Here is a 12,217-nt window from a genome sequence, read left to right as displayed (position 1 = left end):
ATACATGTATCATCCTTACCATTGGATTCGATTTTGGTTTGAAACTATCTCGTTTGCCTGTACCTGCCCTACCTGTTGAAATGATTTTTTATTTTCTTCATTCATATATACCTTGAACTCATCCCGAAGCGCATCGAGCAGTTCAATATTATTGTTTTGAACAAAGCGATTATTGAATGCAAAGTTGACGCCTTTGCCGCCATAAGGAACGCTCGGATAAAAGATAGCATCTATATCATCGGGATTAGGAATGGTTGACAAAGCCACATTACAATAGGCTGTTGTTATGATATAGGTTAGGAGATCTTTCTTTGCCGGCTTGCGGAACTTGTCGAAGAGGTAGCGATACATTAAGACAGTAGCTTCTCTCTCTTCTCCCTGCTGTTCGTTGATTAATTCATCAATCGCCGCCCCATGGATCTTATCATATTCACTTATGCGGTTCTCGGGATCAGGTGTACTGATGACTAACGCAGAAAAAGGCTTTTTAACCAACCATCGTCCAATGGTTACAAATAAATTTTCGTCGACAGCCTTCTCGTCCGCCCAGTAACTAGCGAGTTCCATATAGGCGGTCGGTCGGTTGCTGGCCCCGTAAAAGCGCGATTGATAGGGCCGGTTACAACGAGCAAACTTTGTGATAGCACAATGTGGTGCCAGTGAAATATCTTTGATATCGTTAAAAAAGATGTCGTCAAAATGCGTTCTCGCCCGAAATACCTCTACTTGTTCAACAATATTATAAATAACTACTGGAAGTTTGGGAACGGTCATATAAGCCAGAAATGCACGCTCATAGGCCAATTCTTCCAACGGATCAATCGCTTCCAGTAAATTGATCGCATGCTGAACAGCTGCGATGGTCATTTCTCTCATGATAACTTAGGTTAAGCTGCTAATATAAGGCAATTGGCGATAATGTCATATAAGACAAGTTATTGGTTTAATGCGTTTTCCATCTTAACAATTCAGAATATGAATTCTTATTTGAAGGAGATAGCAGATGTGACTGGTATATATATAAAGTTAAGCTTCCATACTGCAAAACATACTTGTTACTACTTCCATCACACTTACCTATGGCGTGTCGATGGAAACAGTATCAAAAATGCTGAGGCACAAGTCACTAAAACGAACACAGTATTATGCAAAAGTCCTTCATGTGAAAATCAATAAGGATATGAAATTATTGAAAACAAAGTTGGAAAACGGTAATCGATTATTACTTTTTGGCAGCGGTTCATTACCAACAAGGACATTACAATATAATCACAATTTGTCTTCAACACTACTTTTTATTATTGAGCATAATTTTAAACAGGAACAACTTGAACGAAATAATTTTTTGTATATTTGATTAACAATTAGAGTAAACTTGCTATTTGCGTCATTCGTAGAGTAAGGAACTTTTTAAAATGTAAAATACTGATAATAAGGATATAAGAGAGACGGTTCTGAACCCTAGCTCTCCGCCATAAGGCAAAACAATAGAAACTGCGTCATTCGTAGCGTAGTTTCGAAAAAATAGCCAAAAACAGCTTCAGTAAAGCGTAGAGGCACATGGTTCTGAACCCTAACTCTCCGCAGAAAGCATTAAAAAAGTGATTTGGGCCCTTTAATTGAAAAATTAAAGGGCTTTTTCTTTGCCATACCGGTTCGGGGTTTATTTTGGATCAGTCTAAAAAGTTGGGATCACTCTTAAAAGTTGGGGGATAAAAAGATTAGGCATAGATATTAGCAGGTCTGAACAGGAAAAAGGTAGTATCTCTAACAGATCAAGCAGTATTCTCATAGGGGAATTCTGCTTGATCCCTCTTGACGCGGTCGCTCAATAAACTAATTTAACTTTTCATGTGTTACTGATGTAAGAAATCAATCAATAATAAATGAAACTATCCATAAGACCGGAAAAACTATCACGCGTATTTAAGAAATTTCACATCGATGGGTTACCTTTTGCGGCTTCCCTGAATGAATTTACTGCCCCAGATATGGGTGATCCGCACGATCATCCTTTTGATTTTGTAACCCATATTTTAAGCGGCGGCTATACCGAACGCATTTATACTCTTAAATTTGGTAAAGTGTTGATTAACGACGTTGAGCGCGAACCAGGTACATCACATTTCGTCAATGCAACCGATATCCATCAAATAATAAATCTGCCTACAGGTCATTGTGTTACACTGATGGTTCCGCAATCAGGACACATCCGATCAACACGTTTCTATCGTTTCTCAGATGGCAAAGCTTTCTATAGACTATGGAATAAGCGTAAGTTTCTGCTATTGGACTAACAAACAGTTGGGGAGCAATATAAATGCCTCAAAAGCCATTTGCATCAGATGGTGAAAAATATTAAAATTCGGCATTTATTATGAAACTGATCACGGACTAATTGATTAACCATTCGTCAAGTTAGCTAATAAAAGAAGCGTTTTGGGGGATGAATTAATATTAATCTTATTTCCCTATTTAATGTCGTTTATATATACCTGGGGGCACCGTGACACGTATGTTCTTGCCGATGTCCGCCTTTCAAAAATGTATTTAAAAATAAATCATCGCCAACATACGCTAAGCACTCTTGAACTTATTCGAATTAAATTCTGTACAATTAGATTTGGGAAAGTACTTTAGCACAAATTCTCGTTTTCAATGTTAAATTCTGTGCTGATGGATGAGAAGTTATCCGTTACCGGGTTTGGATTAGCCATTGCAACCGAATGTAGAAGTTTAGCTAGGTCATGCCTTTGAAACAATAACGGGATCGCTTTAAGAATAGAAACTACTATTAACGATAAAATATGCCTGAAATACCCGATCTGAATATATTTTGCACTAACCTTGCTGACCGTTTGGTCGGTAAAACATTAACCGACATCAGCATTCTTGTCCCTCGGAGGCTAAAATTACCAGAAGCTGCATTTAAAGACGCGCTTGAAAAGCATAAACTAATTGCTATCAACCGGATAGGCAAGCAAATATATTTTAAATTTGCGAATCACCATGTTCTAAGCCTGCAGTTGATGCTATATGGATCTATGCTATGGTACGAAGGCAAAAACGAAAATAAGTTTACAATTGCTGAGTTGCTGTTTTCAGATGGTACCGGGCTGGCTGTTACTGATTGGCAAAAAGCGGTTATCCTATCACTTGATCCGGAAATTTCCAAAGTCCCTGATGCTATGGATATGCATTACGCCTACCTGAATCAGGCGCTTAAGGGGATAATGAAACCTATTAAAACTGTTTTACAGGAGGGAAAGGTGGTGCAGGGGTTAGGTAATGCCTATACAGACGAGATCCTTTACGCCGCAAAACTCTCGCCTTTTTCTATAGCCGGAAAAATTCCTGAGCCGAAAATCAGGATGCTGACGAAATCCATTAATGATGTTTTGACAGAAGCCGAAGCCCATATCCGCCAAAACTTCCCTGATACCATTACTGAAAAGGAACGGGATTTTCTAAAAGTCCACCTGCCCAAACACAAAATTACACCAAATGGTGAGGCTATTCTTGTGGCCAAAATAGCCTCACGAAAAACTTATTACACTCAAGGACAGGAATTATTTGAGTAAGGTTTTTATAATATTTCTAGCCGCGTTAACATATCAGTTGGACAGTGGCCGGATCTTTTTGACCGTCAAAGAACTTTTTTAACACTGCGTCGAAAACAGAATCCGTTCCCTCGACCAATGCAAAAAGCGTCATGCTTGAGCGCAGCTTCAGGTCATCGGGCTTGCCCATTACCTGAGTCGCATTATGGCTGTCCAAACCTAATAACGCAGCAGAAATTTCCTTTATACGTTTGCCAAGCACCGGGTGCGTCAGGTATGCTTTAGCTTCCGCCATATCGTCAATGGCATATCTTTTAGCCATTTCACTAAATCCCAGCCCAGCGATCTGCGGAAAAATATACCACATCCAATGGCTGCGTTTATGTCCGGATTTAATCTCCTTTAAGGCAGTACCGTAATCCCGTTGCTGGGCGTCTAAAAAACGTGTCAGGTTATCGATACTCATTTGAATTTTTCCTTTTTGAGATTAACAAAATGTGGGCGGGACTGATTAATTCCGTTAACAATGGTATCACCTTTGTTTTCGATAGCCATGCAACTCCTTTGCCATCTTTTTGCTAAATCTTACTTTTTTGGCTGATTTATAAATTGTCGAATAGTGTCCGTTGTACGAGAGCATAATCCCCCTATCAATTGATATGAAAACAACACTCCGCATGTTTTGATTCAAAAAGCGATCTCTAATTTAGCTAAATGTACGCATAGTAAGCAATTGGGCGCTCAACAATTGTACGTCCTTGCTAAAAACCTCCTTTTCACAGCTCCAATCGCGCAGGCGAATCCTCAATTATACAATTTCTCTTAATTATTGAATTGGTACAGCTCAAGATTTTTCATACGGCAGCGTAAAACAAAACACTGAGCTTTTACCCAATTCGCTTTCAGCCCAAATTCGCCCGCTATGTCTTTCGATAATCTCTTTGCTTAGGTATAGTCCGATTCCGAAACCTGATATGTGCTGCGTCTGGCTATTCTCAACGCGGTAATAACGCTCAAATAGATGGGGAAGATCGGCAGCTTTGATCCCAATGCCTTCATCGCTGACGGTGACCGTTACTTTAGTTTTATCTGAGGTACAACTAACGGTTACTTTTTTATTCTTGGCATATTTAACGGCGTTACTTAGCAAATTGGTCAGTACGGTACCAATCTTATCTCGGTCGGCGATGATGCTGATCTTTTCGCAATGAACCTCAAAACTTTGTCCGCCTGCAGTCAAACTCACTTCGTCAACAACGTCGTTGATCAGCGCCCGCAAATCGAATGGGAGCAGGCTGAGGTGTATTTTTCCGGAATCCAACCGGGAAACATTTAAAAAGCCATTGACTAGCGTATTCATTTTTTGCACCTGGCTATTTACCTTTTCAAATAAATTACCATTAAAAACATCGTCTTTCTTTTTTGCATTCATTAAACCCATTTGTGAAAAGCCACTCAACGACGTCAAGGGCGTTTTCAACTCATGACTGACCATGCCGATAAAATCGTTTTTGCGCAGCTCATCTTCCTTACTTTCTGTAATATCGAAGATCGTCCCGACCACCGAGATGACATCGCCTTTAACGTCCAGCTCGACCTTGCCAGTAGAATTTAGCCAGCGGCGCTTACTGCCGTCAAAGGGTTGGATCTGGTAATCCTCACAAAAACTGCCCTTGTTTTCCACCGCCTTCGCAATTGCCCCGCTGAAACGCTCGCGGTGTTCAGGCACAACGACCCGCAGCGTGCTATCATAGTTTAATACTTCATCCGGAGATATTGCATGAATAATCCGCGCGCGTGGCGATACTTCCAAGTGATCGGTAGCCAGCGTGATCCGGTAAAAGCCCATATTCGCAGAGTCCATCGCCAATTGAAGTGTGTCGCCAGCTTTCTGCAATTCCAAACGGGCGGTCACCTGGGTCGTAACATCTGAGGCTACCGCGATCATACCATTGATCAGTTTGTTTTCATCCTTTAGCGGCTCAATGGTCAGGTTGATATAAACGGTTCCTTCTTTTCCAAATCGGTTTAACGTAACCGGGGCTTCAAACGCTACGTAGCGCTCGCCAGTTTGATAAACCGTGTCCATGATCTCGCGGAAACCTTGGCTGTCAAGTTCCGGAATGGCATCGAACAGTGGACGTTTGACCGTAGACTCGCTGGTACGTCCCCAATAGGTGAGCATTCGTTGGTTAGCCAGTTCGATGACATGACTTGGCCCGCGATAAATAGCCATAGCCACCGGGGCTTCCGTCAATAAACTCCGCAGCTGCTCTTCAGCAAGGCCGCGCGCCTTGCTGATATTGATCTGTGCCCGGACTTTGGTTAGTAACTCTGCCGCTGAAAAGGGTTTGACCAGATAATCATCTGCTCCTGCCTCCAGCCCGTCAATCCTGGCTTCTTCACCGGCACGCGCCGATAAAAAAATGACCGGCAGCCGATAAGTATCTTCGTTTTGGCGTATCTGCCTCAAAAGCGCTTTGCCATCCATTACCGGCATCATCACATCGCTTAGGACCAATGATGGTAGTTTAGCTTTTATTTGTTCCAGCGCCTCCGCGCCGTTGCTCGCAGTATCTACGGTAAAATAGGGTTCTAATAATCTTTTAAGGTAAGCCCGCATGTCACCATTATCATCCACCACCAAGATACTGGTTTCTTTATTGACGGTGTTATCCTGGCTGCTCACCACATCACTGGCGGTTTGCGTCACATCCGCTGAATCGTTCCCTGCCTCGTCCTGTAACAGACTGTACGCCTCTCGTATAAACGGTGCAGTTACCGCTGAGAAATTAATATCGCGGGTACTTTCGACAACCTGGTTGGCGGGCAAATGTCCTTTTCCGGTTGGGATCTTAACCGTAAATGTACTTCCGATACCTTCATTACTGCTGACGCTGATCTCGCCGCCATGTAATTGAACCAATTCGTTGACAAGGGATAGCCCGATACCGGTCCCTTCATGAGTACGGCCCGCTGAATTTTCTATGCGATGAAAACGCTCAAACATGTGTGGTAGTTCCTTTTCAGGAATCCCCACACCGGTATCGTTCACTTCCAGCAGGGCGAAATTTCCTTCCTGCTTCAGACTGACTGAAATAGTTCCCTCCAGCGTATATTTAAATGCATTAGATAATATATTGAGTACGATCTTTTCCCACATCTGGCGATCTGCATAAAAGTCGCTGGTTAAACGCTGACAATCCACCAGGAGTTCCATGCCGGCCTTTTCGATGATCGAGCGGAAACTGCTGGCCAGGTCTGTAGTCAGTTCGCTGAGATCCAGTTCCTGATAAGCCGCCTGCACCCGCCCGGCTTCCACCCGGCTGTAATCCAGTAGATTATTAACAAGTTTCAGCAGCCGCATCGCATTGCGGTGGGTAGCGTCGATCTGGGCTTTTTTATGTTCGTCGGTCTCTGCTTGAAGTAGGTCCTCTAAAGGCCCTAACATCAACGTTAAAGGCGTACGGAACTCATGGCTTACGTTGCTGAAAAACGCCGTCTTGGAACGGTCGATCTCTGCCAGCGCCTCAGCCCGTTTCTGTTCCTGCTCATAAGCATAAACATTGGAGATCGCGGTATTATAAGTACCCGCTAACTGCTCGTAAAAATTTAAATAGGCCTCATCCAGTGCGCGGCAGGCACTAACCCCGGCAATGATAAAGCCAAACAAGTCTGCCTTGCCCGAGATCCTGACCGGCAGAATCATCGCGGTATGTGGTGCAATGTCATAAGGGCCGCTGCTAAAATCGCCAAACAGCGCCTGCAAATCTTCTACTTGAAGCAGTTCCCCGGAACTGATCACCTGCTGCAAAGGCCATTGGCTTTCAGCGCGGCTGATGACCGGCGGCGTTAAGACATCGGCATGAGTAGTTCCAGCGGAACTGACAAGTTTTGCCTCCGCACCCGATAACTCGTAGAAAAGCATAAAGGGCAGATCCAGCTGGTAGCTTTCGTATTGCGCATTGGTTAGATCGGCAATCTCAGTCACCGATTTAGCTTTACTGATCACCGCACCCAGGTCTTTTAAAACCTGCGTACGCCTGCCTGCCAGCATTTTCTCGGTTGTTTCCGTGATCGGGTGAAAAATACCGCCCACGCCTCCCGACTCATCACGGATCGGCGCGAAAGAAAAGGTCATCCAGGCCTCTTCTAGGTAGCCGTAACGTTCCAGGAACATCCGCTGGTCAGTAATATAAGTCCCTTCTCCCTGCTGCCCGCGGGTGAATTTATCACCCACCACTTCCAGCGCAGACTCCCAGCAGACCCGGAAATTCATACCCATTGAGCGCGGGTGCATCTCGCCGCAGATCGGCCGGTAACTGTCGTTGTAGATCTGAATAGTCTCTGGTCCCCAGGCAATGAGGATCGGGAAGGTCGATGACAGACACAGACTCACCGAAGTGCGCAAACTCTGCGGCCAGCTTTCTACTGGTCCCAGCGCAGTTTTTGACCAGTCCATAGAACGGATCAATTTACCCATCTCACCACCACCCGATAAAAATTGCTCGCTGCCTTCGGCGCTTGTTGTCATTAATGTCTTTTTATAGTTTGGTAAAGATAAGATTTCGAAGATAATTGTTGAAGTTAAGCATTTGCTTGTGGGAACTCTTACGTATTTTAAAATCATTCTGACAACAAGTCCTTCAGAATTGATGTACCAGCGGCCGTTTAGTGCAAATAGTATAAATGGCGAATACAATGCCTGTGCATGATAGAAAAATCTTGATCTGCCGTTGTTAGTTATTTCAATGAAAACCAGGAGCTCTTTAACCGAGTACCGTTGCAATACCTGCCCTCTATGCTGGGAATGACACCCGAAACCTTAGGCCGGATCAGAAGAAAACAGGTTTCTTGATTTTTGTCGAGAGCATACTTGCTTTTAAGCACTATGTTTGAACTAACAAAAAATCAGTGTCATGAAACCGGAAAAAACAATGGGCCTTACTATTAAGATCGAAGAGGCAGCCATTACAGCAGTTGCTATTTATTTCTTATCCAGATATAACCTGGGAATGCCCGTTTGGATATGGGTGTTTTTATTTTTCAGCCCTGACCTTTCCATGCTGGGCTACCTGGTGAATACCCGCATAGGGGCCGTAACTTACAATGTATTTCATCACCGTGCAATCGCTTTGGCCCTGCTAGTTATCGGATTTATAATGCACATAGACCTACTCATTACGGGTGGGTTACTTTTAGTTGCCCATTCTTCATTTGACCGTATGATGGGTTACGGCCTGAAGTTTCCGGATGATTTTAAGCATACCAGCTTGGGCTGGATGGGGGAAAAGGTGAAATAATCAGGTAGCTTACAACCTGTTGAAGATGGGCTATAAAAGTCGTTAATGACAAATCGTTGATCAAGTAAAACTTTCGATCATATTAATATATCAATTACTAATTGCGCATGGTCTTTTTGCCTACATAACAAAGTGTTATAACGCGCCCGGAATAGCCTGGTTAAGCCTCTTGAAATCAATACTTCAACTCCTTTCCATAAACCGGTTGGCCGGTTGCAATTTGTTAGCAGCAGGCTTATTAGTCCAATTTATCCCCTTTAAAAACAAAATTTTAATGATTATGGCTAAGGATGAATTTATATCATTTTCGAAATAACTCATGATTTTTAATGGTAATGATTAGTGCTGGCAACAAGCTACTTTTGCATTGCAAGCTTAGGCTACTATTTTATAATTGGATCAATTAGTTTGATCGACCCATCCGCTTCATGTTCAAGGCTGGTGACTTTTACATTTCTTAAATGCGTTTTGCCCGAAATTTCCGTATCGTGGTAAAATATATACCATTTACCTTTAACTGCTATGATGGAATGGTGTGTGGTCCATCCCTGTACGGGTTTCATAAATATACCTTTGTAGGTAAATGGTCCAACGGGGCTATCACCAATTGCATAACATAGCAAGTGCGTATCGCCTGTAGAGTAGGTGAAATAATATTTGCCCTGGTATTTATGCATCCATGATCCTTCAAAAAATCTCCGCTTGTGATCTTTACCTAACAAAGGCTTACCAATACTATCCAATATTACTACATCTTTTACATCCCCATCAAACTCGGTCATATTGCCCTTAAGTTTAACTACCCTGCAATTTATTGCCGGCCTATCATCCTGTTGTAGATCAGTTTTAGACCCATCGCTTTCATATTTTCCAGTGTTCCAACGTTGCAGTTGTCCGCCCCAAATACCGCCAAAGTACATATATGAGCTACCGTCGGTATCGGTAAAAACCGCAGGATCTATACTATAACTACCGGCTATTGGTTGCGGCAATGCCTTAAATGGACCTCTTGGGCTTTTGGAGGTTGCTACACCAATCTTAAACACATCATTTCTATCTTTTACCGGGAAATACAGATAATATGTGCCGTCTTTGTAGGCAGCATCCGGTGCCCAAAGCTGCCGACCTGCCCACGGTATATCTTTGATATCCAATCCTACGCCTTCATCTGTTACCTTACCACCCACGCTATCCATAGATAGGATATGGTAATCCTTCATAGCAAAATGATCGCCGTTGTCATTTTCTTTTATCCCGGCATCAATATCATGCGAAGGATAAATGTAAATCTTTCCCTCAAATAGGTGTGCAGACGGGTCAGCAGTGTAAATGTTACTGATCAATGGCTTGGTAAGGAATTTAACTTTGGTACTATCATTCGAGGCATTGGTTGCTTTATTACCCGGCGAATTGCAGGCTAAAAGCGAGCATAAAATTATTGGTAACCCAAGAAACAGTTTTGATTTATTTTGTGATCGATTCATGATGTTATAATTATGGCTTAGTTTTATTAATTGTGACAAGCTCAACGATGTTTATGCCTATTCCATCCATATGGTGCCCCGTTAATACAGATTTTTTATTCGGCTCTTACTTATAATTAGTTGACTAGATCACAAGATAAAGCACTGATAATAAAGCTATTCATTACCTAAGTTAAAATAACCCACATTTCTTCACAATTATCCATCAGATGTCTTGTTTATCACCCAAAGTGGTTTATAACTAGCAGGATTACAATTTGCCTGACCTAATAAATAGATCAAGCGCTACTACCTGGAAATTTTATCTGTAATATGAAAATAGTCAAAATCGGTATATCCTCCTGGTTTCTTTGCAGCATAATTGAATAGGGCAAACCTATATCCCATAAATTGAGGTATTGTGTATGCTATTTTCAATGGGGTTCCAAAGGAGATCCATTGCTTCCCGTCTAGGCTATAATAGAATTTTGCAGTATCCCTTTGGTCAGTAAAAACACACTCGGCTTTGAAGAACACTTTTTCTTGATTTAGCGCGACAATTTGCACCTGTACAGGGCGGCCCGTACTGGCGTTGACCATTACAATCATTTTGTGTTTTCCGTCTTTTCTAACGCCCACAAGGCCGTAGTTTTTTTGAAGTAAACCGAGGCCAGCAAAGTCGCCGTCTTTCATATGAGAAATATCAAGCGATACCGAACCTGTACACACCGGGCCTATGGTTCGTTGCGTTAAGGAGTTCCTGGCCATTAAAAAGTTGGTATCCACCCTTCCTGTCGTAAGCCGCAGATAGCCTTTCCGTGCGTTAACCGACCAAAGGCTATTGTCGGGATTATGGTTCCACTGCCAAACGAGTGGTAAGGCGAGGTCCCCTTTTTTTCTTGTAAATTCATCAGAAGACACAATACCGGGTATTAAACTTTTCCCGAAAGGCAAATCAAGCGTATCTGGGGCTTTCCCATTAACGCCTAAAACCGGCCAGTTATCTTCCCATTTTACAGGTACTAAATATGGTACGCGCCCTACTGCACCAAAATCCCGGAAGAGGTATGCATACCATGTTCCGTCTGGCTTATCAATGAGGCCGCCTTGGGCTACACCCTTGTCCTGTAAGGCTACCCTACCTTCGTATGGGCCAGTAATTTTATCTGCACGATGTATGACCACTGTGCGCATGCCACCGCGCGGCCAGGTGATGTTGAACAAGTAGTATTTGCCGTTCACCTTAAACAATTGAGAGCCTTCGGCGCCCAAACCTCCATTATTCCCGGAAGGCAAACTGGCGTTTTCAATAAGAGTTTGGTCAATGCCTCCCGGTTTGATGCCCGAGACATCTTCGTTTAATTCGACTAATCTTAATTTCCCGCCCCCGGTTATCATGAATACTTTCCCATCGTCATCAAAAAACAGGGAGTGATCATGCAAATCCGGGGCAAACGAAACAGCTTTCCAGGGTCCTTTTTCGATATTTTTTGTAGAGAATACGTGGGTTTTACCGGTGGGTTGGGCAAATGTAGTGACATAAAAAACACCGTCATGATACCGGAGACTACTTGCCCAGGAACCACGGCCATAAGTATTTTTACCATTGGTTAAGTTAAGGGCGTCTATATTTGCAAGCGTGTCATAAGCGTAACTGATCAATTTCCAATTGATGAGATCTTTAGATTTCATTATGGGTACACCCGGGCTCATGTGCATAGTGGTGCTGCTCATATAGTAGGCATCGCCGACCCTAATCATGCTCATATCCGGTACATCCGCATAGATAACCGGGTTAACCGCTTTCTTTTGTGCCTCAACAAAATAAGGAACAAACAGAACTGTTAAAATGAAACTAATAAAGGCATAATGTCTCATATCAATCGAAAAT

Annotated in this window: 9 protein-coding genes; 4 read left to right on the top strand and 5 right to left on the bottom strand. The window is 42.9% G+C overall.

Annotation, left to right across the window (positions count from 1 at the left end):
* Nucleotides 1–15: 15 nt before the first annotated feature.
* The gene (locus tag A0256_13215) at nucleotides 16–876 is read right to left on the bottom strand and encodes a hypothetical protein (GenBank protein AMR32309.1); all 861 of its coding nucleotides are present in this window, start codon (nucleotides 874–876) and stop codon (nucleotides 16–18) included.
* 214 nt (nucleotides 877–1,090) lie between these two features.
* Here A0256_13215 and A0256_13210 point away from each other — a divergent pair, with 214 nt between their 5' ends.
* From A0256_13210 to A0256_13200, 3 genes are all read left to right on the top strand, one after another.
* The gene (locus A0256_13210; protein ID AMR32308.1) at nucleotides 1,091–1,357 is read left to right on the top strand and encodes a hypothetical protein; all 267 of its coding nucleotides are present in this window, start codon (nucleotides 1,091–1,093) and stop codon (nucleotides 1,355–1,357) included.
* 529 nt (nucleotides 1,358–1,886) lie between these two features.
* Nucleotides 1,887–2,297 carry a hypothetical protein gene (locus tag A0256_13205; protein AMR32307.1) on the top strand — a complete coding sequence of 137 codons (411 nt, stop codon included), beginning with the start codon at nucleotides 1,887–1,889 and terminating at the stop codon, nucleotides 2,295–2,297.
* Between the two features lie 510 nt (nucleotides 2,298–2,807).
* Nucleotides 2,808–3,581, top strand: a complete 774-nt coding sequence (locus A0256_13200; protein AMR32306.1) for a hypothetical protein — start codon at nucleotides 2,808–2,810, stop codon at nucleotides 3,579–3,581.
* 25 nt (nucleotides 3,582–3,606) lie between these two features.
* Here A0256_13200 and A0256_13195 read toward each other — a convergent pair whose 3' ends face one another.
* On the bottom strand, nucleotides 3,607–4,026 hold the full coding sequence (locus A0256_13195; protein AMR32305.1) for a calpastatin: 420 nt from the start codon (nucleotides 4,024–4,026) through the stop codon (nucleotides 3,607–3,609).
* Between the two features lie 378 nt (nucleotides 4,027–4,404).
* A complete protein-coding gene (locus A0256_13190; GenBank protein ID AMR32304.1) occupies nucleotides 4,405–8,094 on the bottom strand; it encodes a hypothetical protein in 3,690 nt (1,229 codons plus the stop codon).
* Nucleotides 8,095–8,479: 385 nt separating this feature from the next.
* Here A0256_13190 and A0256_13185 point away from each other — a divergent pair, with 385 nt between their 5' ends.
* Entirely contained in the window at nucleotides 8,480–8,863 is a 384-nt protein-coding gene (locus A0256_13185; GenBank protein ID AMR32303.1) for a hypothetical protein, read from the top strand.
* Nucleotides 8,864–9,246: 383 nt separating this feature from the next.
* Here A0256_13185 and A0256_13180 read toward each other — a convergent pair whose 3' ends face one another.
* Together A0256_13180 and A0256_13175 are read right to left on the bottom strand one after the other, a co-directional pair.
* A complete protein-coding gene (locus A0256_13180) occupies nucleotides 9,247–10,347 on the bottom strand; it encodes an alpha-N-arabinofuranosidase (GenBank protein AMR32302.1) in 1,101 nt (366 codons plus the stop codon).
* 288 nt (nucleotides 10,348–10,635) lie between these two features.
* The gene (locus A0256_13175) at nucleotides 10,636–12,204 is read right to left on the bottom strand and encodes a glycoside hydrolase (GenBank protein AMR32301.1); all 1,569 of its coding nucleotides are present in this window, start codon (nucleotides 12,202–12,204) and stop codon (nucleotides 10,636–10,638) included.
* Nucleotides 12,205–12,217: the final 13 nt, after the last annotated feature.

It is taken from the genome of Mucilaginibacter sp. PAMC 26640 (assembly GCA_001596135.1).
GTDB lineage: Bacteria > Bacteroidota > Bacteroidia > Sphingobacteriales > Sphingobacteriaceae > Mucilaginibacter.
This window is presented reverse-complemented; position numbering and strand designations above follow the sequence as displayed.

Coding starts and splice junctions, on each gene's coding strand:
- A0256_13215 (AMR32309.1), bottom strand. CDS start 876: ATGAGAGAAATGACCATCGCAGCTGTTCAGCATGCGATCAATTTACTG.
- A0256_13210 (AMR32308.1), top strand. CDS start 1,091: ATGGAAACAGTATCAAAAATGCTGAGGCACAAGTCACTAAAACGAACA.
- A0256_13205 (AMR32307.1), top strand. CDS start 1,887: ATGAAACTATCCATAAGACCGGAAAAACTATCACGCGTATTTAAGAAA.
- A0256_13200 (AMR32306.1), top strand. CDS start 2,808: ATGCCTGAAATACCCGATCTGAATATATTTTGCACTAACCTTGCTGAC.
- A0256_13195 (AMR32305.1), bottom strand. CDS start 4,026: ATGAGTATCGATAACCTGACACGTTTTTTAGACGCCCAGCAACGGGAT.
- A0256_13190 (AMR32304.1), bottom strand. CDS start 8,094: ATGACAACAAGCGCCGAAGGCAGCGAGCAATTTTTATCGGGTGGTGGT.
- A0256_13185 (AMR32303.1), top strand. CDS start 8,480: ATGAAACCGGAAAAAACAATGGGCCTTACTATTAAGATCGAAGAGGCA.
- A0256_13180 (AMR32302.1), bottom strand. CDS start 10,347: ATGAATCGATCACAAAATAAATCAAAACTGTTTCTTGGGTTACCAATA.
- A0256_13175 (AMR32301.1), bottom strand. CDS start 12,204: ATGAGACATTATGCCTTTATTAGTTTCATTTTAACAGTTCTGTTTGTT.